Below are 25,720 nucleotides of genomic sequence, written 5' to 3'. Positions count from 1 at the left end.
GCTGAACGCTTTTTTGCTCAGCTTAGTACGCACTGCAGCGCCTGGTTTACCTGGTTAGCCGGCACCACGCCCGCCTGGCGCCACACGGGCTGCCCTTTATGGAACAGGATAAGCGTGGGGATACTCTGGACCCGAAACTGCTGTGCAGCCGCTTGGTTGCGGTCTACATCAATCTTAATCACCTTGAGTTTGCCTTGGTGCTGGGCCGCTACCTGCTCCAGAATAGGCGCCATGGTTTTGCACGGGCCGCACCAGTCGGCATAAAAGTCAACCAGCACCGGCATGCCAGGGCTGCTAATAAGTTCGGAAAAGGATTTCTTGGCCATGATAAGGAGATGCTAGAATGAAAGGGTGCTTTGCTGAAGCCCGCCACCCCGGTTGTACGCAGTTTCCAGGACAATGATGGGGTGGCCTAGGGCAGTGGTCTAAACGCAAAAAACCCGGCGCTGCAACGCCGGGCTTTCGCAAATACAAGTGAGTGAAGGGTGGGGAGGGTGTTAGTTCTTGCCCACCAAGGTAACATCATTCGAGACTTCGGAAAAATTAAATCGGCCGCCAACGACTTTTTTTCCTTTCACCTGGCACTCCCAGATGTACTGGCCGGGTTTGCCAGCGGCCGCTTCACCTTTCTCCGTTTTGAAATAATCGGCCTCAGAAGCCTCAGAAGGGAATACTACATCAATGCCGTGCTGGCCGGCCGGAATTTCCTTCACCAGCACATACTCCTTACCGGAACTCTGGTTGATAACCACAAATTTGGCTGTGTAGGCCCCTAGCTGCCCGAATTTGTCGAGTACACCAAGCTTGATGTAGGCATCGGTAGAGACGAGCCAGGTCTGAGCACGGGAGGTGGTGGGGGCAAAAACCACCAGCGCCAGCAGCAGGCCGGCCACCCGGAAAATGCGTTGAAAAGTTGCAGGAGTAGAAACGCGCATAGAAACAGAAAAAAGTGTGAAAAGATCAGCAGTAATGCAGCCTGTGCTACCATATTCGGGGCCAATGAAAGAAGTGTAAACTAAGGTTTTTACTCCCCACACCCACAACCATATAGCTGGTCTGCAACCAAATATATATGTAAATCGAAAACACCAACATAATTATGCACAGTTTTTTATTTGGGCCTGATAGCCGACCATATGCTTGCCCCGTATAGTGCAGGTTTTAGCTAGTAAAGTCTTCTTTTCACAATGGCGCGTCGGCGTATAGCTCCTCCGTATTCTACCTTGGCAAATGCTGCGGAAACGGTTTGTGAACTGTGCGAGCGGCAGGTGCGGCACGTATCACGGCATCATCTGGTGCCCCGGGAAGAAGGAGGACGCCACGGGCCTACCGTCAATCTTTGCCAGCCCTGTCACAGCACGGTGCACTTGCTGCTGACAAACCGCGAGTTAGCACGGCGCTATGCCACGGTAGAAGCGCTACGCACGGCCGAAGAAATGCAGAAGTACCTGCATTGGATACGTCGCTCACGAGTAGAGCACATCTCAAACAGGCGAAAACGATTTTAAAAAGGAGAACAAGGCAGCTGCTTGCAGACCAGCGAAAGCATACTGTGTCAGTGCTTCGTCGAGGGAAAACATCCTATAAGCTTGCAGCAAGATTCTTTTATCGGGAATATGGTGTTTTTGCCCCACAAACAGCGGCATTTGAGAGGACTAGGTTCTTGATATTTAGTACGTTTGTTATACGAAATAAAGGTGTATTGTACTCTCTTGGTATTTCATGTAAACAGACTCTATGCATCTTCCTTTACTTATCAAGAAACCCCTATTTATCTTATTTTTCCTAGCCTTCACTGGCAGAGCTTTGGCTCAGGAAGTTGATTCGGCCAACGTTAAGCGAGTAGAACTCGAAAACGTAGACGTCGCTCCCACGGGCCAGACTTCCGGCTGGCTGCTGACGGACCAGGACATCCAGACGGAACTGGACGGGGCGGTTGAGAACCTATATAACCTGAAGCACGATAAGGCCGAAAGGCAGTTCCGTTCCCTACGGCGCCGCTACCCGCATCATCCGCTGCCCGATTTTCTGCTGGGGCTCAGCACTTGGTGGAAAATCATCCCCAGCAATACGCTCAATAAGCAGTACGACAAGGTGTTCTACGCCTACATGGATTCTGCCATTGCAAAAGGCGAAAAGCTGTATGAGGCCGACAACAAGAACTATGAGGCGTGCTTTTTCCTAGCGGCGGCCTACAGCTTTAGTGCGCGCCTACAGTCTGAACGGCACGAGCTGCGCAAGGCCACAGTAAACAGCAAGCGCGCCCTCGACTACCTCGAAATCAGCAAAGAGGCCAACGGGCTGAGCTCTGAGTTTCTGTTTGGGCAGGCGCTGTTCAACTACTATGCCTCCTGGATTTCTGAGGAGCATCCGTTTCTGCGGCCTATTCTGCTTTTCTTTCCCAAAGGCTACCGCCAGCTGGGTATTCAGCAGTTGCGTAATGTGGCTGCCAACGCCTTTTATACCAGCACCGAGGCCAAATACTTCCTGGTTAAGATACTAGGCTCCGACCGGGAAGACCAGGACGAGGCAGCTTTGAAGGTAGCCAAGGAATTGGCGTACAAATACCCCGATAATGGACCATTCGCGCGGGAATACGCCTTGTTCTCCTTCGAGCAGGGCAAGCACAAGGAATGCGAGCGGGTAAGTCTGGATATTCTGAACAAGTTGAACCAGGGATATCCGGGCTATGAGGGGCTGAGCGGCCGCTATGCCACCTATTACCTAGGCTGGATGCAGCAATTTAAGTACAAGAACCCGGCAAAAGCGAAGGAGTATTACCAGCGTTGCATCGTGTTTTCGGAAATGACCGATCAGGACGAGGGGGGCTACTATTTGTATGCCCACGTGAATCTAGCAAAGATGGCCATACAGGAGAAGAACATACCGGCGGCTCGGCGCTATTACCAAGTAGTGGTGAACAAAGCTGAGCGCAACTCCATCCAATACCAGGAGGCCAAAGAGTATTTGAAAGAAACCCAGCGGCTTTCGGCAAAATCAACGGCTAAGTCGGCGTACGCCCAAAACTGGTAACGGAGGCCAGCCGCTGCGTTATGGCACCAATAACGTAGCGGCCGGTAGCTTGCGTCCGCTGAGGACAGCAAGAGGCGGCGGGCGGTGGGAGTAGGCTGCTACCTTTGCAGTCTGTCTCTCTGTACTCGTTTCTTCGCTTGAAAACCTTCGTTCCTTTCTCGCAGTTGCGCCAGCAGCCTACCATTGTGGTGGATAGCACTGGCCTAGGAGCCGCCCTTACGCTGGCGCATTGGCGCGGCGCAGCTACTCCCGAGCCTCTCCGCGACGACACCAGCGCCGGCTCCGTATTAAGGGCGTTGCGGGCGCCTGCAACCCCTGGCCTAGAAGCCGTGGCTGTTACGGCCAACCACTTTGATGTGGATGGTTTTGTAGGAGTGTGGAGCCTGTTGCACCCAGAGCTGGCACTCCGGCACGAGCACCTGCTGCGGCTTACCGCCCTTCTCGGCGACTTTCGGGAGCTAAATTGGCAGGACCCATTGGCCGAGCACGCACTGCAATTGGTCTGCTGGCTGAATGCCGAGGAAAAAGACCGTTTTTACGAGCCCTTCGGGGCACCCGCTCTCCGGCGGCGCGAAGACGAAGCCTCTGCTGAGAAGTTTGAGTGGTTTTTACCGCGCTTTGCTCAACTGCTGGAAAACCCAGAAGCCGGCCGTGCTACATGGGAACCCGAGTACGAGCGCATTCGGCAGGCAATGGCTACCGCTCAAAGCTCCACAACCTGCCGACGCACATACCCGGAAATTGGCCTGGTGGTAGTGCAAACCCCGCAGCCAATTCCGTATTACGCACTGTTTGGGCCTACTGCAGGCTTCGATATGGTGCTCAGTCTGTATGATGACAACCGATACGAGTTCGAGTATAAATATACCACCTGGATAGACCTGGAAAGCCGGCCCACGCTGCCTCGCCTACCGCTGGATGGCCTAGCAGCTCGCCTGAACAGCCTGGAGCAAAGCGGCCACCTATGGACGTTTGATGGCATCACCGATACGGGCCCATTGCTACGGCTTACCGGCCGCCGCCTCAGCAAAGCCGAGCGCTACGCCGACCCCGATCAGCGCCCCATTTACTCCTCGTCTATAACACCCGAGATGGTGGAGCAAAAAGTCGTAGAGTTCTTCCGGGAGAAATACACCAACGTTCAGCCGCGCCGGTATTGGAGCTGGGCCGCTATCCGGGCAGCCGGAGGCGGGAAGGGGGAGTTGTAGGCCAGTATGCTGACCTACAGCTCTTCTCCGAAGCCAATAACCTGCAGGGTGCTGATACCGCCGGCGCCTTTCCGGACATTGATTTGGGTGGTTACACGCTCCTTCAGAGCCTCTACGTGCGAGATGATGCCGATAGTTTTGCCGGTGCCCTGCAGCATTTCCAGGGCCGAAAGGGCTATTTCCAGCGTATCGGGGTCTAGGGTGCCGAAGCCTTCATCAATGAAGAGCGTATCGATCTGGGTTTTGCGACCCGCCAGCTCCGATAGGCCTAGAGCCAGCGCGAGGCTCACCAGGAAGCTCTCCCCCCCGGATAACGAGCTCATAGAGCGGGTGCTGCCGGCCTGATATTCATCCAGAATAAGCAGATCAAGGTGCTCATCGGGGTTGCGCAGGATGCGGTAGCGGTCGGTGAGGCGGTGCAGGTGGCGGTTGGCCAGATCCACCAGGCGGGCCAGGGTGAGGCCTTGCGCAAACTCGCTGAATTTCTTGCCATCGGCTGAGCCGATAAGCTCCGTTAGCTGCCGCCAGCGCTGCGCCTGCTGTTGCTGATTTGCCAGTTGCGCAGCCAGCGTAGCGTGGCGCTCTAGGCCAGTGCGGTGGTCGTGGAGGCGCTGCTGGCGCTGGCCTAGCTGCTGGTTTAAGCTGGCTAGCTGCTGATTGGTGGTGCTGAGCTGCTGCTCAATAGACTCCGAAGGCTCCTCCGTGAGGGCGCGGGTTTGCTCTTGCTGAAGCTGCTGGGCCAGGTCGGTGAGGGTTTGCTGGGCCAGGGCCACATCTTGCTCGTGCTGGCGCAACTGGTCGGCGAGGCGGCGAACCTCTGCATCGGGCAAAAGTAGAGCCGTGAGGGCCGTTGGGTCGGGGGCCAGGCCAGCGGCCGTCAAGGCAGCCGTTAGGGTCTGGTGCTGCTGCTCCCGAAGCTGGTGCTGCTGCTCTGCGTCCTGCTGGCGTTGGCGCAGCTGGGTTTCGGCCAGGGTGAGTGCTGTTTCGTGCTGCTGCAGTTGCTGTTCGGCTTGTTTCAGGCGGGCATCAGCCTGGCGCTGGGCACTTTCGAGCTGCTGACGCGCCTGCGCCACATCGGGCCCGCTAAACAGCTGCTGACGCTGCTGTTGCTGGGCCTGAATGGCCTGGTGCCGGTCGAGCAGACCTTGTTTGTTGGTCCGAAGCCATTCTGTCAGCTTCCCTTTTTCCTCCTCGGCCTGCTTTTCCTCTACGCTCACGCCACTCAGTTCGCGTTCCGCCTTCGTGAGCTTATCCTTCTTCTCGCCAAATTCCGCAATACGCTGGCGAGCCTGGTCCATCAGGGCCCGGCCGTTTTCTTCCGTAAACACCATCCCAAAATTCTGGAGCTGGCTTTGAATCATGGTGCGGGCGTCGGGCACGCGGTCCTCGGCATCGGTGAGAGCCTGGGTCAGCTGGCCGACATCCTGCGCGTAGGCCTGTTGCTGGCTGGCTGCTGCCTCCTGCTGACTGCTGGCCTGGCTCAGGCGGTTTTCCGCGGCCGTTTGCTGGTCGCGCAGCTCCCGTAATTTCTGCACCAAGGCTTTCACTTCTTCCGCGGCACCTTTTTCAGCAGTTTCCGGCAACAGCTGAATAGAATCCGACGAAGCGGTTTCCGGCTCCGGGCCGGTTTGCTCCAGCATCGTGACGTAGGTGTTCAGGCGGTTGAAGCGGGCTCCCAGGGCCCTGACCTGCTGGCTTAACTCTTCTTCCCGCTGCCGGTCATGCAGAAAAGCATCTTCGCTAACGCCCAATATACCTGCCATATACGGGTGCTCCGTGGCCCCGCATACCGGGCACGGCTGGCCATCCTCCAGGAGCTGGCGGGTGTCGGTGTGGTTCAGGATGAGTTGCTGCATCTGCAGGCTGCGGCGTAGGTCGTCCCAGTGCTGCTGCTGCTTTTCCTGCTCGCGCTGTAGGCCACTCACATGGTGGCGCAGCCGGATCAGCCAGGTATTCCGAGCCGTCGTAGCCACTTGGTAGCGCTCCGTGAAGGCTGCCAGCTGCCGCCGGGCGTCCTCGGCTATCTGCTGATGTTTGGTGACTTCTGTGGCCGCCAGCTGCTGCCGCTGAGTGGCTTCGTGGAGGCGTTGGCGTAACTGGCCTAGCTCGGCCTTCAGGTGCTCCCAGTGCTGGAAGTTAGCCGAAAGCTCTGGTAGGGTTTCGGTCAGTTCGCTTACGTTGGCGTTAAGCTCCAGCCACTTACTCAGGTCCCGTACCTGTTCGCGGAGGGCGCGGGCATGGCTTACGGCGTGCTCGGCAGCGGCCTTAAGACGCTTGCACTGCTCGTTTTTCTCTTCGTATTCCTGCTTGCTCAGCAAGAGCTGTTTTTGAGCCTCCTGCATCTGAAAATCCAGTTTCTCGGCCTCAACCAGCTTGGGTTCCTGCTCCCGGCGGGTGGCTTCGGCGGCCTCGTAGGCCACTTGGGCGGCGGTGCGAGCGGCGTAGGCCTCCTGGCGCTGCTGCTGGAGTAGGGGCAGGCGGTCCTGCAACTGAGCGGCTTCCTGCCGCAGCCGCCTTACGTGCTCATCAGCCTGGCGCAGCAAGGCCCAATCCGTAGCGAAAGGAGCCGCTTGGGTGTGCAGCTGCATGCGCTGGCGCAGCGGAGCCAGCGTGTCGGCCTGCGCCGTGAGTTGCTGCAGCCGGGCTTTGCTGCGCTCCTGCTGCGTGCGTAGCTCCTGCAGGCGCCGCAGCCAGGCTTGGACATCGAGCAGGCGCTTCTGGATACTGGTGGCCGTTTCGAGCTGGGTGTGCAGCGACGTTACCTCGCCTTCCAGAAATGTAACGTCCTCTGGGGAAAGCAGCACGACTCCGGCCAGCCCCGCGCGCAGTTGTTCTACTTGCTGCGTTTCGTGCTTGGCGCGCTCGTAGGCCGCTCTGGAGATGTCAGAATACTTCTTGGTGTCCGTAATCTTCTCCAGCAGCTGAGCCCGCTCGCCCGCTGTGGATTTCAGAAACCGAGTGAAGTCGCCCTGGGCCAGCAGCACTGAGCGTAGGAACTGCTTATACTCCAGGCCACTTAGCTCGGCCACGCGCGGCGGTACCTTCGACTTATAGTCTTCCAGAATGGGCCACTGCTCCGTTGCTTCTCCGGTGGGCGTTTCGGGCTGCTCGCTGAGCTCCATGGTGGGTGGTTGCAGCTTGCCTTCGGGCTTTTTGCGGGCCCGGTACTGGCCCCATTTGGAGCGGTAGCGGCGGCCGTTTACTTCAAACTCTACTTCGGCCCAGCTTTCGCCGGTGCCGTGGCTCATGGCCTGCTCGGGGCCGCCTAGTTCGTGGCGGGGCATCTGGCCGTAGAGGGCCAGCGTGATGGCGTCGAGAATGGTGGTTTTGCCGGCCCCCGTGGCCCCCGTAATGGCAAACAAGCCCGACTCGGCCAGCGGCGAGGTGCCAAAATTGACTTCGTGCTCCCCGCGCAGGGAGTTCAGATTAAAGAAACGAACGCGGAGAATTTTCATGCGAAGTACAAGGCTCGGGGAGTAGAAGGGCTAAGATGGCGCCGTTAAAGTCGCATTTCCTAGCCCCCGCAAAGGTAAATGGCCCAGACGGCAAACCCTCCTCAGGTAGGCTCAGTGCCAGCATCAGCAACCATAGCGCAAAACTGGTTTGTTCCCTCTGCACGCTATCTGCCGGACTAGTGTCGGTAAGTATTGTGAAATGTTTATATTTATTTGATGATCAAGTAATTGGGTTTCAGGGCTCTGCTTAGGCTGTGAAGTGGCCTAGCGGCTTTATCTGATTAAAAATCTCCGTCTGAAAAATTCCTTCCTATGCAGCGTCGCCATTTTATCCAGACTACATTGGTTGGCTTGCCTTTGCTGGCCACCGGCCAGGTTGCGCCTTCCGGTAGCCGCCAGGGCAAAGGCTTTAAAGCTCTTGCCGGCGAAGGCCGGCGGCATGGCCATATCAAGCTGAAAGGCGTGAATGCCAATATTCTGGATGTGAAAGTCTCGGGACACGATACGAACGGCGGCCTGGCCATCTTCGAGCAAACCAGCCTATCGCAGGGCCGGGGCACGCCGCTGCACCTGCACTACTCCCAGGACGAGGTATTTTTCGTGGAGGCCGGCGAATATTACTTCCAAGTAGGCGAGGACAACTACCAGCTAAAATCCGGCGACAGTATTTTCCTGCCCCGCCAGGTGCCCCACGCCTGGGCCCAAGTTAGTGCTACGGGCAAAATGACGGTTACGCTGCAGCCCGCTGGCAAGCTCGAAGAATTCTTCCTGGCACTGGCTGCGCTCAAGACCGAGCCAACACCGCAGGAAATAGCCCGCATTTTCGAGGCCCACGAAATGAAAGTGGTGGGCCCGCCGCTGAAGGTGGGGTAAAGACGGAAAGACATGATGAGGCGGGAGCAGCCAGGTACAGATCTTTACCAGCCTTGCGCTACTTTAGGCATGTTTACCTGTCTTTATCACATCTCCTGTTATGTATATGAAGCGTATCCTAATTTATCTGATAGCCCTAAGTCTGGTGCATACAGTACAGGCCAAGTGTTACACTAGTGGCCTACGGGTTTGGCCCAGCAGCAAAACTGTTAAGTCAAATACTGTTTTTGTAATTGACGCTTGGGCGAACAGTCAGCCAATAGTAAGTGGCCTAGGCAGCACCTATCACGCATTTCTGCAAGCTGGCTCTGCGCGCATACCGCTGGTGGTGAAAGAGAAGTTGGTAGGCCAGTATGCCATGACCCAGGCTGTGTTGCAACCCAGCCGGGCACTGGAAGTGGGCACGCAATACGAGTTGATTATTCGGGGCGAAGGAGCTAAAACGGGAAACGTTATTGAATACGCGAATGGAATGGGTATCACGAGGGTGTTCTATACCGTGGAGCCTGGCCTAGATGAGACACCGCCCACCTGGAAAACCCTGCCCCAGGAGAAATCTAAACAGTACATCGAAATGGGCTGCGGGCCTGAAGTGGTTGTTGATTTCAGCGCAAACATCCTGGATCAGTCAGCTTGTTTAATCAAGGCTACCGTCAAGGACCTGGCCAGTGGCAAAACCAGTAGCTACTATCTGCAGCCCGGCACAACTGGCCTAGTCTCAGTAGGCCATGGCATGTGCGTGGGGGCATTTATGCTGGAAAAAGGAACACGCTTTTCCGTAACATTTACTTTACTGGATGCTTCCGGGAACACAAAAGCCTGGACTGGTAAGGCGATTGAGTTTACCAGACCTCTGGTAGCGGGCTGAGGTGTAACGGACGTTAAGGCGCTCAGTCAGCTCCAGAAAGCAGAGTCGGTAGGAATTGCCAGTAGTTTTATAGGACTCTATTACAGGCAAAAGCCCCACTGCAGCCCGTATGGGGCAGAAGTGGGGCTGGTAGAAAGCCAAGCAGGTGGCCTAGCGGTTAAAATCGAGGTTGGGTGCGCTGGTGTTCCTGTTCTTCGAACGGTTGTATAAGTACGCCGCACCGGCCGCCAGTAAGGCTCCGCCGGCTAGTTTACGGCCAAAGCCACCGGAATTTCTGCCGTAGCTCTCGGGGTTGCTGGAAGTGGGGTTAGCCGATGCACGGCCTCCAAACAGGCCTGAAAGCAGGCCACCCATAGTACCGCTCCGTTGGCGGTCAGAACCAAATATGCCCATGATTGACAAGAGAAATGGTGGAGTGTGTATAACGCAGATAGCGGCAGCAGGGTTGAGACTAGCAGCCAGATAGTGTCTCTCTGAATAGAGCAATGCTACTGCTGGAAACAACGAAGAGTTAAAGGCTAGCGTTGTGCTAATAAGCACGTAGCGTGTCGTTTGCGCTGCGCCGAGGTTGTGTTAAACAACAGCTGGTATACATGGTCCGCCGTGCGCGTAGCTCTACCGTATAACCCGCTACCAATAGCTGCAGTGGTAGCAGCTGTTATCACGTTTCAGACGCATCTTTTATGAACTCTACACATGACCCGAGGCAGCCTAAACCGGACGTAAACTCACCGGCCACTACAGGTACCTCCGATGCGCAAAGCGCCGACAAGGATACCGCTACCAACCTGCCCCGTCCGGACGGCGAGCCTGCTGCTACTGAGGCAACTGCCGATGAATCTACCGATAGCCAGCAGGCTACGGATGCATCGGCTGACCCTTCCGCGGCTGATACGCAGCCCGAATCGCCCGGCGAATCGGACCCGGGTGCCAGCAACACCAGCAACGATGAGCCGCTTTAAGTAGCGTATACAGCTAGGCCTGGTAGGCAGCATTAGGCACCAGGCAGAATGGCTGAACGAAGTCAGGCAACAAACGAGGTGAATAAATACCCTTTACTTTGGGCACCTACTTCTGATACCCTGGCCTATGAAATCCCATTTAGTTCTTGCTCTGCTAGCGCTTGCCACTGTTGCGTGCGCCCAAAAAACGCCGGTTAAAGTGGAAGTGAAACAAGCGAATGGCCGCTATGAGCTGCTGCGCGCGGGTAAGCCATACTTCATCAAAGGTGCAGGAGGCGGCCAGTTTCCGGAACGCGTGAAGGCCTACGGGGGCAACTCTATCCGGACCTGGAGCACGGAGGGGGCTGATAAAACGCTGGCCGAAGCCAATAAAAACGGCCTCACGGTGATGCTAGGGCTAGATGTGGCCCGCGAGCGGCACGGCTTCGACTACAACAACCCCCAGGCCGTTGCGGAGCAGCTGCAACGGCTGCGCGCCGACGTGCTGAAGTATAAAGACGACCCGGCCGTGCTATTCTGGGGCATCGGCAACGAACTGAACCTGGAGTATAGCAATCCCAAGGTCTGGGATGCTGTGCAGCAGATTGCCCAGATGATTCATGAAGTAGACCCCAATCACCCAACCAGCACCGTGCTAGCGGGCCTCAACCAGAAGGAAGTAGACCTTATAAAGGCCAAGTGCCCGGCTGTGGATATCCTCAGCATCAATACCTACGCAGGCTTGGCTTCCATTCCGCAGCAGGTGCGCACCACCGGCTGGACTGGCCCTTACGTGGTGGCCGAATGGGGACCCACCGGCCACTGGGAAAGCCCCGTTACGCCCTGGAAAGCATCAGTAGAAGAAACCAGCAGCCAGAAAGCCGCCGTGTACCAGAGCCGCTACGAGGCCTCGGTTGCCAAAGACAAAACCCAATGTTTGGGCACGTATGTGTTTCTGTGGAGCCAGAAGCAGGAGCGCACCCCCACTTGGTACGGGCTGTTCACGGAAGACGGCAAAGAATCGGAAGTGGTCGATGTGATGCAGTACCTGTGGAGCGGCAAGTGGCCTACGAACCGCGCACCTCACCTCACCTCGTTTCTGCTGAATAACCAAAAGGCCACCGACAACGTGTACCTGCAGCCCGGTCAGAGCGTGCCCGCCGCAGTCACCATCACCGACCCCGACAAAGACGCCTTGACCTACCGCTGGGAACTGCTCCCGGAAAGCACAGACCTCAAATCGGGTGGCGACCGGGAAAGCCGGCCTGTGGCTATTTCGGGCTTGATTCCGACCGGTGCCAAAGCCCAGACTACTCTTAAGGCACCGGCCCAGGAAGGAGCCTACCGCTTATTCGTGTATGCCTATGACGGCCAGGATAACGTGGCTACGGCGAACATTCCCTTCTATGTAAAAGGCAAGTAAAACCACTCCTTCAGAGACCTTATAAATACACCGAACGGTATGTCGTTTACGCTCCGCCCATGGTCACCTGATGACCTGCCTAGCCTCATTCAATCGGCCAATAACCCTGCCATTGCGGGCTTTATGAACGACCAGTTTCCGCATCCCTACACCGAGGAAACCGGCCGAAATTTCATCCAGATGGCCAGCCAGGCCAATCCGGTGCACATCTTCGCCATTGAGGTAGATGGCCGAGCCGTGGGCGGCATCGGTATTCACCCGGGCAGCAATATCGAGCGCAAAAATGCGGAAATGGGGTATTGGCTGGCTGAGCACTTCTGGGGCCGTGGCATCATCACGGAGGCTGTGAAGCAGCTAGTGGCTTACGGCTTCCAGACCTTCGACATCAACCGCATTTTTGCCCGCCCATTCGGTACTAACCTAGCCTCACAGCGCGTGTTGGAGAAAGCAGGCTTTGTGTTGGAAGCGCGTTTCGAAAAGACGTTTTTCAAAAATGGCGAATACCTGGATGAACTAGTGTACGCGGTGAGGCGCTCCGCATAACAATATTTAATTTCTTACTGGCCTAGAGGCTTTCCAGGAGCTCATCGAACGTGCGCAGGAGCTCCGCGCGGCCTTGCTCAGGCTCATTGGCCAGGCGCTGCTCAAACACTTCGCGTTCGGTGAAGTCGTGGAGGCTGCGGGTGAGGGGCGCTTCGAGATCTTCCTGGCCTAGGGCGCGCAGCTGCACGAGGCGGAAATGTCGGCGAGCCAGCACTTGCAGCTGGTGGCGGTCCAGCTCCTGAATCACTTTCAGCAGTGCGTCGGCTACCTCCAGTTGGGTCAGCTCGGAGTGCACCTGCACATCGGCCCAGGCCGGCAGCACGAAGCCCGCATTGTCGTAGGCCTGTAGGCCACTCGTTACTTCTTCCAACGTGCCCTGGAAACGGATCAGACGGCGGGTGCCGGGCACCTCCAGCGCTTGCAACTGGTGCAGCTTGCCAGCCACAAACTCCAGCAGTAGCACTTCTTTCGGATGACCAATTTCGGAAAACGACAACGGAATAGGGGAGCCCGAGTAGCGGATATGCTCGCGGCCACCCACGCGCTGCGGGCGGTGCAAGTGGCCTAGGGCCACATAATCGAACACATCCGGAAAATGGTCGGCCGTGACCTGGCCCAGATTGCCGACGTGAATGGTGCGCTCCGAGTCGGAAGGAGAGGCGCCGGCGGCGTAGAGGTGGCCAGTGGCCAGCACAGGCAGGCCCAGGTCTTTGAGCTGCCACACCTGCTCGGCGGCAGCCACGCGGGCGTAGTGGTCGGCAATGCCTTGTTTGATGCGGGCTTCGCGCTCCTCGGCGGTTTCGCCGGGCACGGAGAGGCGCACGTCACGGTCGCGCAGGAAAGGCACGGCGCACACCACCAGGCCGGGCTTGCCGGTGGCATCGTCGAGCACCAGAATCTGATCTTCGAAGCAATCGGGCACGCACCCAACTACATGCACGCGCAAATGGCGCAACAGACGTGCCGGCGCGTTCAGGGTGGCTGGCGAATCGTGGTTGCCGCCCACCACCACGATATCGCGGCAGGTAGTGCCGCGCATGTTGAGCAGAAACGAGTAGTACAGCTCCAGCGCCTGGTTGGAAGGCGAACCGGTATCGAAAATGTCGCCGGCAATAACGAGCACTTCCACCTGCTGCTCCTGAATGGTCGTCACGAGCCACTCCAGGAAATGCCGGTGTTCCTCGGTCCGTTCGTGGCCCTGAATGAAGCGCTGGCCCAAGTGCCAGTCGGCGGTGTGTAGTACGCGCATATGGTGCAAAGATAAAGGGCCGCGTATCGGTTCCCGCAGACAAAAGGGAATGAAAAACGCGGAAGTCCCGGGAGCGTGCCCCAGAACCTCCGCGTCTGACGGTGCTTTCTTTTTTATGGGAAGCTTAATGCACGGCCTGCGGCTGGAATGTGGAAATAGCCTCGCCCAGATCGTATATGGTGGAACCTGGCAACGCCGCTTGCAGAATGCTGGCCCCAGCCGCCGAGCGGTAGCCGCCGGCGCAGTGCACGAGCACGGGCTTGCTGGTAGGCACCTCGTGGGCCCGCTCGCGCAGCTCAGGCAGCGGAATCAGCAGCGCATTCTCAAAGATGGGCTGCTTGGTTTCGGTGCGGTTGCGGATATCCACGATGGTGAAGTCTTCGGGCCGCTCGCGTACCTGGTCTACGTTGGTTTCGGGACTGGTAGCAGGCAGGTGTTGGGGAGTCAGGAGGGCACCGCGCACGTTGCCTTCGTAGCCGATTTTAGCGGTTTTGCGAATCACTGTGTCCAGCGCAATCTGTGAATCGGCAACCAGATAGAACGGCTCTTGGGGGCCAATGATGGAGCCCAGCCATGTTTCAAACTTGCCGCCATCCATCAGGTTGATAGCGCCCGGCAAGTGGCCTAGGCGGAACTCGGCGGCCGGTCGGGTGTCGATTACGAGCACATCCGGCGCCAGCTCATCGGCATTAAACAGGCGCGGCACTGCCCGAATGCTATCCTCGAAGGGCAATGCGCCGTGCTTGTTCAGCAGTACATCGTGCCCGAAGTATTTCGGCATAAAGGGCTGATCTTCCAGCAGAATCCGCACAAACTCATCTTCCGACATGGGCTGTAGCGCGTAGTTCGTCTTCAGCTCTTTGCCAATGGTACTGTCGAGGTCGAGGCTGGTGGTTTTGCCGCACAAGGAGCCGGGGCCGTGCGCCGGATACACACGCGTGGTGGCCGGCAAGGTCATGAGCTTCTGGCGGGTACTGCGGTAAAGCTGGGCGGCCAACTCCTCGCGGCTGTGGCCGCCTACGTTGTCGCTTTCGCGCAGGTCGGGGCGGCCTACATCCCCCACAAACAGGGTGTCGCCGGTGAAAATGGCGCGGGCCTGGCCTAGCTCGTCCATCAGCAGGATGCTGATCGAATCTGGGGAGTGGCCGGGGGTATTGATGGCGTGCAGCTCCACAGTTCCAATAGAAATGCGCTGGCCGTCGTCGAAGGTGTGGTGGGGGTAGCTGGCGTGCACCAGCTTGCTGACGTAGATGGTGGCGCCGGTTTCCTGGGCAATTTCCAGGTGGCTGCTCACGAAGTCGGCGTGGGGATGGGTTTCGATGACGGCGACAATCTTGGCGTCGTGCTCGTCGGCGAAATCGTAGTAGGGTTGTGGGTCGCGGGCCGGGTCGATGATGACCACCTGGCGGCCGCTGCGGATGGCGTAGCTCGCGTGGGCCAAGCCTTTGTCGTATAGCTGCTGAATTTGTACCGAGGTGGTACTACTGGGCAGAGGACTCATGGGGTGTAGGATGTGGTGGATGCGCCACCAGAAACGGGTTGTGGCGGGGCGCATGTCTTCAAATATAGGGTAACCGCCGAACCTATTGTAGTCAACGGTACGGGTATTTGTTTTTATACCAGGAGTAATAAGTTAGAAATAAATGCTTTATGACGAGAACAGAATTGATTTTAAGATTATTGATTGTACATACAATCATGATGCGGTAGCTTTGTCTTACTCTCTGCTATGAAAGCCAAACCAGACTCTCCTTACTGCAACTGCCTGCTGTTTTCAGCAAATGCACTGGCTCGCCTGATGACGAGTTTGGCAGAGCAGGAATTTCGGGGCACTGGCCTGGCGCCATCGCTGGCTTTTGTGGTGATGACGGTGAACCGGGTTCCGGGCATTCAGCCCAAGCAAATCAGTGAAACAATGGAGCTGACGCCTTCTACCGTAACACGCTTAGTGGAAAAGCTGGAACACCAGGGCTATTTGCGCCGTGAGGTAGTGGGCCGCGCAACCCATGTGCATGCTACAGAGCAGGGAACTGCTCTGCAGCCGCAACTAAAGCAGGCCTGGAATAGCTTGTTTAAGCGCTATAACGAGTTGCTGGGGGCCGAAGCCGCCGCTACGCTAACAAAGCAGGCCTACGCCGCTACCAAAGCCTTGCAGCTATAGTGGCTTTTTTTTGGCTTATTATAGTTGTATGTACAAACAAATAACAGATTTTTTCTTTCTTCACTTCAACCATTTCTACACACATGAAAATTGGCATTCTGGGTACCGGAAACGTAGGACAAACGCTGGGCGCTAAACTGCTAAGCCTAGGCCACGAGGTATTGCTAGGCTCGCGCCAGCGCAGCAATGAAAAAGCTGTTGCCTGGGCACAGCAGCAGGGGGGCGGAGCACACGAAGGCTCTTTTGCCGACGCAGCTCACTTCGGTGAACTGATTATTGTAGCCACGCTGGGCACAGGCACCGTAGCAGCCGTAACGCAAGGCGGCCCGGAAAACTTCGTGGGCAAAACGGTTATCGACCTTACTAATCCGCTGGATTTCTCGCAGGGCATGCCGCCGAAGTTGTTCGTAGGCATTACTGACTCGCTGGGGGAACAAGTGCAGCGGGCACTGCCGGGGGCGCATGTAGTGAAGACCCTGAACCTGGTAAACGTGGCCCAAATGGTCGATCCGGCTTCGTCAGGGGAGCCCGATATGTTTGTGTGCGGCGACGATGCCGGCGCCAAAGACCAGGTAACCAAACTGCTCCAAGACTTAGGCTGGAAGCGCATTACCGACCTAGGTGGCCTAGAGGAGGCCCGCGCCACGGAGCCGTTTGTGCTGCTGTGGGTGCGCTACGGCATCAAGCACAACACCTGGACGCACGCCATGAGCTTCACATCAGCACAGTAAACTACCTGCTTGCACAAAAAAAGCCCTAACTATTCAGTCAGGGCTTTTTTGTGCAAAGAAGTCTAGGGCTTAGCTCTTCATTTTGGTTTTGATTTTACCTTCTTTCGCCTTCATCTTGCCATCTTTCATTGCCTCACGCTTGTCCATTTTGTGGTCGCGCATCTGGGCATACTTGGTGGCTTGGTCAGGGGTAAGCACGGCTTTGAGTTGGGTGTCGTACTTATCGCGGGTGGCTTTCATTTGCTCCATGCCGGCTTTGCGGTCGGTGGAGGCCATGGCCTGATCGCGCATAGTTTTCATTTCCTGCGCTTCGGCCAGGGAAATGGCGCGCACCTGCGTGGCTTGGTCAGCGGAGAGGCCTAGCTGCTTGGTGAGGCGCTGGGCCTGCATATCGGCGTGCTGCTCGGGCGTCATGTTCATCATGCGGCCCTGGCCTTTTTGGCCCATGTGGCCACGGTGGTCCATGGGAGCAGTTGTGGTAGTGGTAGTAGTTTGGGCGGAAGCGGCACTGGCGGTAAGCGCAACGGCAGCCAGCAAGGCAAGCATCTTTTTCATAATTGCAGAGTCTGTGTGGAGAGTTATGGCAGTTAGAGTACTGCCGCGGGCCAAGGTTTAATCCGGAGGCCCAAAACTCATTTGCAACATCCGGGCCAACGTCAGCAATCAGGAGAAAGGCCTATATTCGGGCCTCGTAGCCACTTGCAGATGGCTTTCGTTGCCAATTCTTCATCACACTCACCTTTTTCTTTCTTCTCTCACAACCTGTATGGCAAATATTTTCGCCAAAAAACCCCTGGCCCTGCTGTTGGGCGAGGCTAACTCCACCGGCCACGGCACGCTGAAACGCACGCTGGGCGCCGGCAACCTCGTGGCCTTGGGCGTGGGGGCCATCATCGGCGCAGGTCTGTTTGTGCGGACGGCTGCTGCCGCGGCGCAGGCATCAGGACCGGGCGTTACGCTGGCCTTTATTGTAGCTGCCATTGGCTGCGTGTTCGCGGGCCTGTGCTACGCCGAGTTTGCCGCCATGATTCCGATTGCCGGCTCGGCCTACACCTATGCCTACACTACCATGGGCGAGTTTGTGGCCTGGGTTATCGGCTGGGCCCTGATTATGGAATACGCCCTCGGGGCCGCCACCGTATCCATTGCTTGGAGCGAATACCTCAACAAGCTGCTGGAGGATTTTGGGATGTCCCCGATATCCTACGCCTGGAGCCACTCGCCATTTGAAAGCGCGGCCATTGATGGCGTGATGCAGCATGGCATCATGAACCTGCCCGCCCTGCTGATTATCGTGGCGCTTTCCTTGTTGCTGATCAAAGGCACCCAGGAGTCGGCCATGTTCAACTCCATCGTGGTAATCCTGAAAGTGGCTATCGTGCTGGTTTTCATTGCGGTAGGCTGGCAGTTTATCAACCCCGCTAACCACACGCCTTACCTGATTCCGGAGAATGCTGAGCCCGTGAAAAACGCCGCCGGCCACATCGTTCGGGAGTATACCGAGTGGAACAAGCATGGTATGGGTGGTGTGCTGGGTGGCGCTGCCATCGTATTCTTCGCCTTTATCGGCTTTGATGCCGTGAGCACCGCTGCACAGGAGGCCAAAAACCCCAAGCGCGACATGCCTATCGGTATCCTCGGCTCGTTGGCTATCTGTACGGTTCTGTATATCCTGTTCGGTCACGTACTGACGGGTGTAGCCAACTGGCGCGAATTCGCTGACCCAGCTAAGGGCGGCGAAGCTTCAGTGGCCTACGCTATTAAGGCGCACATGCCCGGCTACGGCTGGCTGAGCACGGCCGTAACGCTGGCCATTCTGCTGGGTTTCTCGTCGGTAATTCTGGTGATGCTGATGGGCCAGAGCCGCGTGTTCTTCTCGATGGCGAAGGACGGTCTGATGCCGAAAGCCTTCTCCGATCTACACCCCAAGTTCTCTACGCCCTACAAATCTAACCTGGCCCTGCTAGTGTTTGTGGGTGGTTTTGCGGCCTTCGTACCCGGCTCTTTGGCCGGTGACCTGACTTCGTTCGGTACGCTGCTGGCCTTCGTGCTGGTATCGGCTGGCGTCTGGATCATGCGTCGTTCTGACCCCGCGCAGCCTCGTCCGTTCCGCGCACCGCTCTCGTCGCCCACGTTCCCCTTCGTGCCGATTATGGGCATTCTGGTGTGCTTGAGCATGATTGCCGCCCTCGATGCCTTCACGCTGAAGGTGGCTATGGGCTGGATGCTGCTCGGCTTTATCGTGTATTTCCTCTACGGCAAGCGCAACTCCAAGCTGCAGCAAGGTGTGGTTGTAATGCCTACCGAAATGGAAGAGCAAGCCTTCATTGAGCCGGTTGACAAGAACTAAATTCTTCTAGGCCACTGTTTATGCAAAAAGCCCCGCTGGTTAATCCGGCGGGGCTTTTTTTTGTCATTCAAAGAGAAGCAAGTGTAATGTAGCTGACGCGCAGTCGAAGCATCTGTACCCTGGCTAACTTAGCACTGCCCTAGGCCTCTGCAACGAAGAGAGGGGCTTCGGCTGCGCGGACGCCAGATCAGGCATGACGTTCACACTAGTGCTTGCCGCACAAGCGCTAGGCCACTTTCACTTCGCTCTGAAGCTTGAGCACCCGGTCGCCGTTTTCCTGTACGATGAGGAAGGCCGGGTTTTCGGGGGTGCCATTGCGGGTGATTTCGGCACCCTGCAGCTTGCGTGTGATGCTTTCCTTGTGGGTTTCCTCGATTTTGCCAGTAGCCGTACCGGTACCATATTTCCAGCTGACTTTTGTGCCTTTGCGCATAACCAGTGCCTGATTGAGTGGGGAATAGGATACATACTGGCCTAGCGGGCGCAAGGTTGAGGTGACTTGGCTGCAACTCTATGTGGGTGGGTGGTTTCTTTGGTTACATTTAGAGCGGGCATTCTGCGCCCTGCTGTCATTTAGCGTCTCTCGTATTTCCAGAACTCTACTTCAAACCTTTATGCACATTGACCTGCGCCGGCTTGGGCTGGCGAGTGGCCTACTCATGGGCAGCCTTTCAGTAGCCTATGCCCAGAGCGGCACGTTTCCGCGCAACGGCGTGTACGATGACCGCCCCGGCCTGTACGCCTTCACCCACGCCACCATCTACACCGACTACAAAACCCGCCTCAACGACGCTACGCTCGTTATTCGGGATGGAAAAGTAGAGTCCGTGGGTCCCAACGTGAAGATTCCGGCCGGGGCCGTGGTGCAGGATCTGAAAGGTAAATTCGTCTACCCCGGTTTCGTGGACCTTTATGCCAGCTACGGCGTGCCCGAGGTAAAGGCGCCTGAGCGCCAGGGCCGCCGGGCGGGGCCGCAGTTCGAGAGCCAGAAAACCGGCGCCTACGACTGGAACCAGGCTGTGCACCCCGAGGTGAATGCCGCCGAGATGTTCAGGGCCAACGCTGAGCAGGCAGATGTACTGCGCAAACTGGGTTTTGGCGCCGTACTCACGCATCAACCCGATGGAATTGCTCGTGGTACCGCAGCATTGGTCAGCCTGAACACCACGCGCAAGGAAACCGAACTGATTCTACAGGACCGCGCCGCCGCTGCCTACTCGTTTGATAAGGGCACCAGCACCCAGGATTATCCGTCGTCGTTGATGGGCAGCATTGCCTTGCTGCGCCAGAGCTACCTCGATGCCGAATGGAACCAGCGTAACCCCACGCGGGAGCAAAACCTCTCACTCCGCGCCCTGACTCAGCAACGTGGCCTACCGGCTATTTTTGAGGTGCGTGATAAGCAGAGCCTGCTCCGCGCCGATAAAGTAGGCGACGAGTTTGGGGTGCAGTACATCATCAAAGGCCGCGGCGACGAATACCAGCGCCTGCCCGATATTCAGGCTACCAAAGCGCCGCTCATTCTGAATCTCAACTTCCCCGATGCATACCAGGTTGACGATGTGTACGATGCCATCCGGGTGCCGCTGCAGGATCTGAAGCATTGGGAAATGGCGCCCGCCAATGCGGGCCTGGTGGCCAAAGCCGGCGTGCCGTTCGTGCTTTCAGCCGCTGATCTTAAGGACAAAAAGAAGTTTCTGCCCAACCTGCGCAAAGCCATTCAGTATGGCCTCACGGAGGAGCAGGCTCTGCAGGCCCTGACCGCCACGCCCGCTACGCTCATCAAAGCCCAGGATCGGGTAGGGGCCCTGAAGCCCGGTATGCAAGCCAATTTTTTGGTGTGCTCCACCCGTCTGTTCGCGCCCGAAAGCGTGATGCTCGATAACTGGGTGCAGGGCGAGCGGTATCAGCTCAGCGAAGTGCCCAGCGACTACCGCGGCGTGTATACCCTCAAAATCGGGAGCCAGCCGGAGATGAAAATGCTGCTGGCCGGCAAGCCTGAGGCGCCCGAGCTGAAAATTGTGAAAGCCCCCGCCGATACCGTAAAGGGCACCCTCACGGTGAACGGAGAGCTGGCGACGCTGGTGTATAACCCCACGCCCAAAGTGAAAGGCAGCGGGGCCATCCGGCTGGGCGGGTACTACACCGCCGACAGCCGCACCTTTCAGGGCGACGGCCAGTTGCCTGATGCTACAAACGTAAAATGGAGCGCGCAGCGCCAGGAGGCAGCTACCCGCGCCGCCCGCCGCGACTCAGCCAAGGCGCCCGAGCCGGTGCAGCTAGGCCAGTTGCAGTACCCGTTTGTGGCCTACGGGCGTCCGGCGGTGCCGGAGCAGCAAACCGTGCTGATCAAGAACGCCACCGTTTGGACCAGTGAGGCCCAAGGCAAGCTCGAAAACACCGATGTGCTGTTGCAAAACGGCAAAATCTCGAAGATTGGGCGCAACCTATCGGTGCCCAGCGGTGGCCGGACGGTAGATGGTACCGGCAAGCACCTCACGCCCGGTATTATCGATGAGCACTCTCACATTGCCATTTCTGAAGGCGTAAACGAAGGCACGCAGTCTGTTACTAGCGAAGTGCGAATTAGCGACGTGGTAGACGCTGAAGATGTGGACGTGTACCGCGACCTGGCCGGTGGCGTGGTGGCGGCTCAGCTGCTGCACGGCTCCGCCAACCCCATCGGGGGCCAATCGGCGCTGATTAAGCTGCGCTGGGGCCAAACGGCCGAGCAGATGAAGATTCAGGGCGCGCCCGGTTTCATCAAGTTTGCTCTCGGCGAAAACGTGAAGCAAAGCAACTGGGGCGAGGCCAACACCCTGCGCTTCCCGCAAACCCGCATGGGCACCGAGCAGGTGTTCGTGGATGCCTTCACGCGGGCCAAAGAGTATGAGCAGCAGTGGAAAACCTGGAATAAGCTGGGCAAAGGCAAGCAGAAGAAAGGCGAAGCCCCGCGCCGCGACCTGGAAATGGAGGCGCTGGTAGAAATTCTGAACCAGAAGCGCTTTATCACCTGTCACAGCTACGTGCAGTCAGAAATCAATATGCTGCTGAACGTGGCCGACCGCATGGGCTTCAAGGTGAACACCTTCACGCACATTCTGGAAGGCTACAAAGTGGCCGACAAGATGAAAGCCCACGGCGCCAACGCCAGTACGTTCTCCGACTGGTGGGCCTACAAAAACGAGGTGCGCGACGCCATTCCCTACAACGCCGGCATCATGCACAACGCGGGCCTGAACGTGGCAATCAACTCCGATGACGCCGAAATGAGCCGCCGCCTTAACCAGGAAGCCGCCAAAATAGTGAAGTACAGTGGCCTATCAGAGGAGGAAGCCTTGAAGCTGGTGACTATCAACCCCGCCAAAATGCTCCACCTCGATAAGAACATGGGCAGCATCAAGGAAGGAAAAGACGCCGACGTGGTGCTCTGGAGCGACAATCCACTGAGCATCTATGCTCACCCGGAGCGCACCTTCGTGGATGGCCGCCTGCTCTTCGACTCGGAAAGCGACCTGCAGATGCGCCAGGACATGCAGAAGGAACGCCTGCGCATTGTGCAGAAAATGCTGGAAGCCAAGAAGGGCGGAGCTCCTACACAAACGCCTACCGCTCGCCCAACCAAGCATTTTCATTGCGACACTTTAGGCGAAGACAAAGAGCTGGACCAATAAGCGGCCTAGGCCACTGTACCTAATCTAAAAAACGTCTGTCATGCTGAGCAGGGTCGAAGTATCTGGCTCGAATCGTTGATTTAGCAGTGCGACATCAGCACGCGAGATGCTTCAGCAAGCTCAGCATGACGGAGAAAAAAATACAAACCATGCGTTTTTCCGCATTACTTCTTTCCCTAGGCCTGCTCACGGCGGCACCCGCGCTGGCGCAGGTGCCGGCCCCGGCGCCTCCCCAAGCCAAACCGATTCTGCTCACGGGTGGCACCCTACACGTGGGCAATGGCACCGTGATTCCCGATGCTGCGGTGGCATTTGACAAAGGCAAAATCACCTATGCTGGTGCGCAGACTGGGTTTAGCCAAGACAAAGCCGCCTATGAGGTGGTAGATGTGAAGGGCCAGGAAATTTACCCCGGCCTGATTCTGCCGAACACTACGCTCGGCCTCACAGAAGTAGAGTCTATTCGGGCGACGGTAGATGCGCGCGAAGTGGGCATCCTGAACCCGAACGTGCGCAGCATCATCGCCTACAACACCGACTCCGATATTCTGCCTACCGTACGTACTAATGGTGTGCTGCTGGCCCAGGTTACGCCACGCGGTGGGCTGCTTTCCGGCCAGAGCAGCATTGTGCAGCTCGACGCCTGGAACTGGCAGGATGCCGCCGTGAAAGCCGATGACGGCCTACACCTGAACTGGCCCCAAATGGTCATCAAGACCAACCCCAACGAGGACGCCAAGCTGGTAGAAACCCGCGAGAAAAGTCGCACGGAGCAGCTGCGCCAGCTGGAAAGCCTGCTTTCCGAAGCCAGCGCCTACCGCCAGCAGCCCGCCAGCCGCAAGGAAAACCTGCGCCTGACTTCTCTGGCTGGCTTGTTCGATGGTTCCAAAACCATGTACATCCATACCGACTACGGCAAGGAAATCGTGGAATCGGTGCGGTTTGCCAAGCGCTTGGGCGTGCAGAAGGTAACGCTGGTGGGCGCCCGCGACGCCTGGATGATGCTGGATTTTCTGAAGCAAAACGATGTGGCTGTGGTGCTTTCCCGCATCCATGCCTTGCCCCGCCGCGAAGGCGACGACTACGACCTGCCCTACAAATTGCCCAGCCTCCTGCAGCAGGCCGGGGTGCGGTTTTGCCTCGATTATGAGGGCGACCAGGAAACTTCCGGCTCGCGCAATCTGGCCTTTATAGCGGGCACGGCTGCCGGCCACGGTCTTACCAAAGAGCAGGCGCTTACCGCTGTCACGCTGAGCCCGGCCCAAATTCTGGGTCTGGATAAAGACTACGGCTCCCTGGAAGCCGGCAAAAGCGCCACGCTAGTGGTAAGCCGCGGCGACCTGCTGGATATGCGCACCAACGACGTGACCCAGGCCTACATCGACGGCCGGGCTTTCCGCCTCGATACCAAGCAGACCTACTTGCGCGACAAGTTCAAAACGAAGTACGGGCAGCGCTAGGCCACTCTACTGATTCTAAGCAAGAAAGCCTCCATCTGTTGATGGAGGCTTTCTTGCTTTTGGACTCGCGCTGGCAAACGGAGATGAGTAAGAAGGACCTGAAATCCGGGGGTAGGTTTGGCCCGACGATCCTCCTTTAGCAAATACAGTTCGGAAAAGTGTAACTTTCTCCGTGCCAGCCCTGGCAGCAACGGGCCCACTACCGTTGAGGTAATGCTACAGTTTTAAGGAGTTTTGCTTTTTCTGCGCTCATGACTACATCCTTACCTGTGTCAAACCAAATTCCGCTGCTCCTGGTAGATGACCATCCGGTGGTGGTGGAAGGGCTGAAAGCCCTGTTAAATTCGGAAAAGGATTTGCCGGTAACGGCACAGGCCTACAGTGGCGAAGAGGCCCTGGATGTACTGGCCCAACACCCGGAAATCAGGGTGGCGGTACTGGACCTAAACATGCCCGGCATGACGGGCGTGGAACTGGCCTACACTATCCGCCAGCTCTATCCGCAAATTCGGATCCTGATTCTGAGCATGTTTCATGATCATGCGTCAGTAGCCGAGGTCTTGGAAGTAGGCTGCTCGGGCTATGTGCTCAAAACTACCTCCAAAGACGAGCTTTCCGGCGCCATACGCGAAGTGGCAGCGGGTCGTACCTATTTCAGCAAAGAGGTAGCTGCTACGGTACTGCAGAACCTGCAGATACCTGCCTCCAGAGAACAGATACGCGAGGCACGAGCCGCCGAGCTGACTAACCGGGAACTGGAGATTCTGCAGCTTATTGCCCGCGAGTATTCTAACTCACGCATCGCCGAAATCCTGTTTATCAGCGAGCGAACGGTAGAAACGCACCGCAAAAACATCCTTACAAAAACCAATTCTAAGTCGGTAGTTGGGCTGATTCAGTACGCGATGCGCAATCGACTCATTTCCTAGCTTCTTTCAGAAGCGTGTAGGCCACCGCACCCTGAATAGGGGGGCTGTTATTTATAATTTCAGAGTGGAGAAATTATAAATACAATACAATATTCTTATAATGATATGGTGGGCGCCTTGCCCCTTTATAAGCAGACTGAATGCCCGTGGGCCTTAAATACGGCCAGTAGATAGCGTGGAGCGAAGGAAGGAAAAAGACAAAAAAATACTGGGATGATCATGGGCTTACTTTGTGGATGTGATATCCATATTGGGAGACCGTCGGATCTGAGAAGTTTCTATACGTGCTGGAAAGGGCATTTATGACCAATTACGGCAGTGTGCACAGCTGCTGCGAAAATGCTCAAAATGGGAATGTGGCTTTAAGAAGCGCTAGGCCACTTGCATCCGTGCTAGTACGGAGAAGAAAATACGGGGTGCTACGGATTTACATTATAATAAGAAAATATATACCTTAGCATCGTTCAATCAAATGGTAATATCGTTATATTGATTGAGCGTAAAGTTTCTGACTTCTGTTCTTCAACAACATTCTCAACGCCTTTGTCAACACTTGTAACCACTAACCTGCAACGCGTTATGGCTTCCAAAATCCTCTCCTTCATTTGCCACGTGCCCGGTATGATGCCTGGTACTTATCCATCTGTGCCAACTGCTACGGCTTCCAGCCGCAGCCACGAGCGCAAAGCAGCATCCGAGCCCAAGGCCGCCGGCGGCCACTTCACAGCTATCTATGAGAATGAACGGTTTGTTCGTTTTAAGTACATCAACAACGCTAGCTAACTAATTTACAGGTTTTTATAGTTAGGTTATACTATACTG

At 56.8% G+C, this 25,720-nt stretch carries 22 protein-coding genes; 14 read left to right on the top strand and 8 right to left on the bottom strand.

Going from position 1 to position 25,720, the window contains the following annotated elements; translation table 11 throughout:
• Positions 1–17 precede the first annotated feature (17 nt).
• Positions 18–326 (bottom strand): thioredoxin, encoded by a 309-nt coding sequence (trxA, locus tag CFT68_RS08880; RefSeq protein ID WP_088843044.1) that lies wholly within the window; start codon positions 324–326, stop codon positions 18–20.
• A gap of 171 nt (positions 327–497) precedes the next feature.
• The gene (locus CFT68_RS08875; RefSeq protein ID WP_088843043.1) at positions 498–935 is read right to left on the bottom strand and encodes a hypothetical protein; all 438 of its coding nucleotides are present in this window, start codon (positions 933–935) and stop codon (positions 498–500) included.
• Positions 936–1,806: 871 nt separating this feature from the next.
• Between CFT68_RS08875 and CFT68_RS08865 the strand changes: the two genes are divergently transcribed.
• Positions 1,807–3,033, top strand: a complete 1,227-nt coding sequence (locus CFT68_RS08865) for a tol-pal system protein YbgF (RefSeq protein WP_245815318.1) — start codon at positions 1,807–1,809, stop codon at positions 3,031–3,033.
• A 137-nt stretch (positions 3,034–3,170) separates the two neighbouring features.
• Positions 3,171–4,241, top strand: a complete 1,071-nt coding sequence (locus CFT68_RS08860; protein WP_088843039.1) for a DUF6687 family protein — start codon at positions 3,171–3,173, stop codon at positions 4,239–4,241.
• Positions 4,242–4,255: 14 nt separating this feature from the next.
• On the opposite strand, the gene CFT68_RS08855 is transcribed toward CFT68_RS08860, so the two are convergent.
• Positions 4,256–7,696: an AAA family ATPase gene (locus CFT68_RS08855; RefSeq protein ID WP_088843037.1), complete on the bottom strand. Its 3,441-nt coding sequence runs from the start codon at positions 7,694–7,696 to the stop codon at positions 4,256–4,258.
• Positions 7,697–8,008: 312 nt separating this feature from the next.
• Here CFT68_RS08855 and CFT68_RS08850 point away from each other — a divergent pair, with 312 nt between their 5' ends.
• Both CFT68_RS08850 and CFT68_RS08845 read left to right on the top strand, forming a co-directional pair.
• On the top strand, positions 8,009–8,569 hold the full coding sequence (locus CFT68_RS08850; RefSeq protein WP_088843035.1) for a cupin domain-containing protein: 561 nt from the start codon (positions 8,009–8,011) through the stop codon (positions 8,567–8,569).
• 106 nt (positions 8,570–8,675) lie between these two features.
• Positions 8,676–9,437, top strand: coding sequence for a hypothetical protein (locus CFT68_RS08845; protein WP_141106499.1), 762 nt, complete (start codon positions 8,676–8,678; stop codon positions 9,435–9,437).
• Between the two features lie 150 nt (positions 9,438–9,587).
• Here CFT68_RS08845 and CFT68_RS08840 read toward each other — a convergent pair whose 3' ends face one another.
• Positions 9,588–9,830 (bottom strand): hypothetical protein, encoded by a 243-nt coding sequence (locus CFT68_RS08840; RefSeq protein ID WP_088843033.1) that lies wholly within the window; start codon positions 9,828–9,830, stop codon positions 9,588–9,590.
• A 290-nt stretch (positions 9,831–10,120) separates the two neighbouring features.
• On the opposite strand from CFT68_RS08840, the gene CFT68_RS08835 reads away from it, so the two are divergent.
• The 3 genes from CFT68_RS08835 to CFT68_RS08825 all read left to right on the top strand — a co-directional run bounded on the left by CFT68_RS08835 (position 10,121) and on the right by CFT68_RS08825 (position 12,344).
• Positions 10,121–10,399 carry a hypothetical protein gene (locus CFT68_RS08835; RefSeq protein WP_088843032.1) on the top strand — a complete coding sequence of 93 codons (279 nt, stop codon included), beginning with the start codon at positions 10,121–10,123 and terminating at the stop codon, positions 10,397–10,399.
• 127 nt (positions 10,400–10,526) lie between these two features.
• Positions 10,527–11,801: a glycoside hydrolase family 2 TIM barrel-domain containing protein gene (locus tag CFT68_RS08830; protein WP_088843031.1), complete on the top strand. Its 1,275-nt coding sequence runs from the start codon at positions 10,527–10,529 to the stop codon at positions 11,799–11,801.
• A gap of 39 nt (positions 11,802–11,840) precedes the next feature.
• Positions 11,841–12,344 carry a GNAT family N-acetyltransferase gene (locus tag CFT68_RS08825; protein ID WP_088843030.1) on the top strand — a complete coding sequence of 168 codons (504 nt, stop codon included), beginning with the start codon at positions 11,841–11,843 and terminating at the stop codon, positions 12,342–12,344.
• Positions 12,345–12,366: 22 nt separating this feature from the next.
• Here the strand turns inward: CFT68_RS08825 and sbcD are convergent, their stop codons facing one another.
• Together sbcD and CFT68_RS08815 are read right to left on the bottom strand one after the other, a co-directional pair.
• Positions 12,367–13,593 (bottom strand): exonuclease subunit SbcD, encoded by a 1,227-nt coding sequence (gene sbcD / locus CFT68_RS08820; protein WP_088843029.1) that lies wholly within the window; start codon positions 13,591–13,593, stop codon positions 12,367–12,369.
• Between the two features lie 124 nt (positions 13,594–13,717).
• Positions 13,718–15,094: an MBL fold metallo-hydrolase gene (locus tag CFT68_RS08815; protein ID WP_088843028.1), complete on the bottom strand. Its 1,377-nt coding sequence runs from the start codon at positions 15,092–15,094 to the stop codon at positions 13,718–13,720.
• A gap of 228 nt (positions 15,095–15,322) precedes the next feature.
• Here CFT68_RS08815 and CFT68_RS08810 point away from each other — a divergent pair, with 228 nt between their 5' ends.
• Together CFT68_RS08810 and CFT68_RS08805 are read left to right on the top strand one after the other, a co-directional pair.
• Complete coding sequence (locus tag CFT68_RS08810) at positions 15,323–15,754, top strand: MarR family winged helix-turn-helix transcriptional regulator (RefSeq protein ID WP_088843027.1); 432 nt, start codon at positions 15,323–15,325, stop codon at positions 15,752–15,754.
• Between the two features lie 83 nt (positions 15,755–15,837).
• A complete protein-coding gene (locus tag CFT68_RS08805) occupies positions 15,838–16,485 on the top strand; it encodes an NADPH-dependent F420 reductase (protein ID WP_088843026.1) in 648 nt (215 codons plus the stop codon).
• 69 nt (positions 16,486–16,554) lie between these two features.
• Here the strand turns inward: CFT68_RS08805 and CFT68_RS08800 are convergent, their stop codons facing one another.
• Complete coding sequence (locus CFT68_RS08800; protein ID WP_088843025.1) at positions 16,555–17,040, bottom strand: hypothetical protein; 486 nt, start codon at positions 17,038–17,040, stop codon at positions 16,555–16,557.
• Positions 17,041–17,251: 211 nt separating this feature from the next.
• Here CFT68_RS08800 and CFT68_RS08795 point away from each other — a divergent pair, with 211 nt between their 5' ends.
• Positions 17,252–18,835 carry an amino acid permease gene (locus tag CFT68_RS08795; protein WP_088843024.1) on the top strand — a complete coding sequence of 528 codons (1,584 nt, stop codon included), beginning with the start codon at positions 17,252–17,254 and terminating at the stop codon, positions 18,833–18,835.
• A 226-nt stretch (positions 18,836–19,061) separates the two neighbouring features.
• Here the strand turns inward: CFT68_RS08795 and CFT68_RS08790 are convergent, their stop codons facing one another.
• Complete coding sequence (locus tag CFT68_RS08790) at positions 19,062–19,268, bottom strand: hypervirulence associated TUDOR domain-containing protein (protein ID WP_170934739.1); 207 nt, start codon at positions 19,266–19,268, stop codon at positions 19,062–19,064.
• A gap of 181 nt (positions 19,269–19,449) precedes the next feature.
• Here CFT68_RS08790 and CFT68_RS08785 point away from each other — a divergent pair, with 181 nt between their 5' ends.
• The 4 genes from CFT68_RS08785 to CFT68_RS08770 all read left to right on the top strand — a co-directional run bounded on the left by CFT68_RS08785 (position 19,450) and on the right by CFT68_RS08770 (position 25,681).
• A complete protein-coding gene (locus CFT68_RS08785; protein WP_088843023.1) occupies positions 19,450–22,509 on the top strand; it encodes an amidohydrolase family protein in 3,060 nt (1,019 codons plus the stop codon).
• A gap of 149 nt (positions 22,510–22,658) precedes the next feature.
• A complete protein-coding gene (locus tag CFT68_RS08780; protein ID WP_088843726.1) occupies positions 22,659–23,969 on the top strand; it encodes an amidohydrolase family protein in 1,311 nt (436 codons plus the stop codon).
• A 251-nt stretch (positions 23,970–24,220) separates the two neighbouring features.
• Positions 24,221–24,898 (top strand): response regulator, encoded by a 678-nt coding sequence (locus CFT68_RS08775; RefSeq protein WP_088843022.1) that lies wholly within the window; start codon positions 24,221–24,223, stop codon positions 24,896–24,898.
• 579 nt (positions 24,899–25,477) lie between these two features.
• Positions 25,478–25,681, top strand: coding sequence for a hypothetical protein (locus CFT68_RS08770; RefSeq protein ID WP_088843021.1), 204 nt, complete (start codon positions 25,478–25,480; stop codon positions 25,679–25,681).
• Positions 25,682–25,720: the final 39 nt, after the last annotated feature.

Origin of the sequence: Hymenobacter gelipurpurascens (genome assembly GCF_900187375.1) — a bacterium.
Taxonomy (GTDB): Bacteria; Bacteroidota; Bacteroidia; order Cytophagales; family Hymenobacteraceae; genus Hymenobacter; species Hymenobacter gelipurpurascens.
The sequence above is the reverse complement of the archived record's forward strand: the minus strand, read 5'-3'. Positions and strand labels throughout refer to the sequence as shown.

Coding starts and splice junctions, on each gene's coding strand:
- trxA (WP_088843044.1), bottom strand. CDS start 326: ATGGCCAAGAAATCCTTTTCCGAACTTATTAGCAGCCCTGGCATGCCG.
- CFT68_RS08875 (WP_088843043.1), bottom strand. CDS start 935: ATGCGCGTTTCTACTCCTGCAACTTTTCAACGCATTTTCCGGGTGGCC.
- CFT68_RS08855 (WP_088843037.1), bottom strand. CDS start 7,696: ATGAAAATTCTCCGCGTTCGTTTCTTTAATCTGAACTCCCTGCGCGGG.
- CFT68_RS08850 (WP_088843035.1), top strand. CDS start 8,009: ATGCAGCGTCGCCATTTTATCCAGACTACATTGGTTGGCTTGCCTTTG.
- CFT68_RS08845 (WP_141106499.1), top strand. CDS start 8,676: ATGAAGCGTATCCTAATTTATCTGATAGCCCTAAGTCTGGTGCATACA.
- CFT68_RS08840 (WP_088843033.1), bottom strand. CDS start 9,830: ATGGGCATATTTGGTTCTGACCGCCAACGGAGCGGTACTATGGGTGGC.
- CFT68_RS08835 (WP_088843032.1), top strand. CDS start 10,121: ATGAACTCTACACATGACCCGAGGCAGCCTAAACCGGACGTAAACTCA.
- CFT68_RS08830 (WP_088843031.1), top strand. CDS start 10,527: ATGAAATCCCATTTAGTTCTTGCTCTGCTAGCGCTTGCCACTGTTGCG.
- CFT68_RS08825 (WP_088843030.1), top strand. CDS start 11,841: ATGTCGTTTACGCTCCGCCCATGGTCACCTGATGACCTGCCTAGCCTC.
- sbcD (WP_088843029.1), bottom strand. CDS start 13,593: ATGCGCGTACTACACACCGCCGACTGGCACTTGGGCCAGCGCTTCATT.
- CFT68_RS08815 (WP_088843028.1), bottom strand. CDS start 15,094: ATGAGTCCTCTGCCCAGTAGTACCACCTCGGTACAAATTCAGCAGCTA.
- CFT68_RS08810 (WP_088843027.1), top strand. CDS start 15,323: ATGAAAGCCAAACCAGACTCTCCTTACTGCAACTGCCTGCTGTTTTCA.
- CFT68_RS08805 (WP_088843026.1), top strand. CDS start 15,838: ATGAAAATTGGCATTCTGGGTACCGGAAACGTAGGACAAACGCTGGGC.
- CFT68_RS08800 (WP_088843025.1), bottom strand. CDS start 17,040: ATGAAAAAGATGCTTGCCTTGCTGGCTGCCGTTGCGCTTACCGCCAGT.
- CFT68_RS08795 (WP_088843024.1), top strand. CDS start 17,252: ATGGCAAATATTTTCGCCAAAAAACCCCTGGCCCTGCTGTTGGGCGAG.
- CFT68_RS08790 (WP_170934739.1), bottom strand. CDS start 19,268: ATGCGCAAAGGCACAAAAGTCAGCTGGAAATATGGTACCGGTACGGCT.
- CFT68_RS08785 (WP_088843023.1), top strand. CDS start 19,450: ATGCACATTGACCTGCGCCGGCTTGGGCTGGCGAGTGGCCTACTCATG.
- CFT68_RS08780 (WP_088843726.1), top strand. CDS start 22,659: ATGCGTTTTTCCGCATTACTTCTTTCCCTAGGCCTGCTCACGGCGGCA.
- CFT68_RS08775 (WP_088843022.1), top strand. CDS start 24,221: ATGACTACATCCTTACCTGTGTCAAACCAAATTCCGCTGCTCCTGGTA.
- CFT68_RS08770 (WP_088843021.1), top strand. CDS start 25,478: ATGGCTTCCAAAATCCTCTCCTTCATTTGCCACGTGCCCGGTATGATG.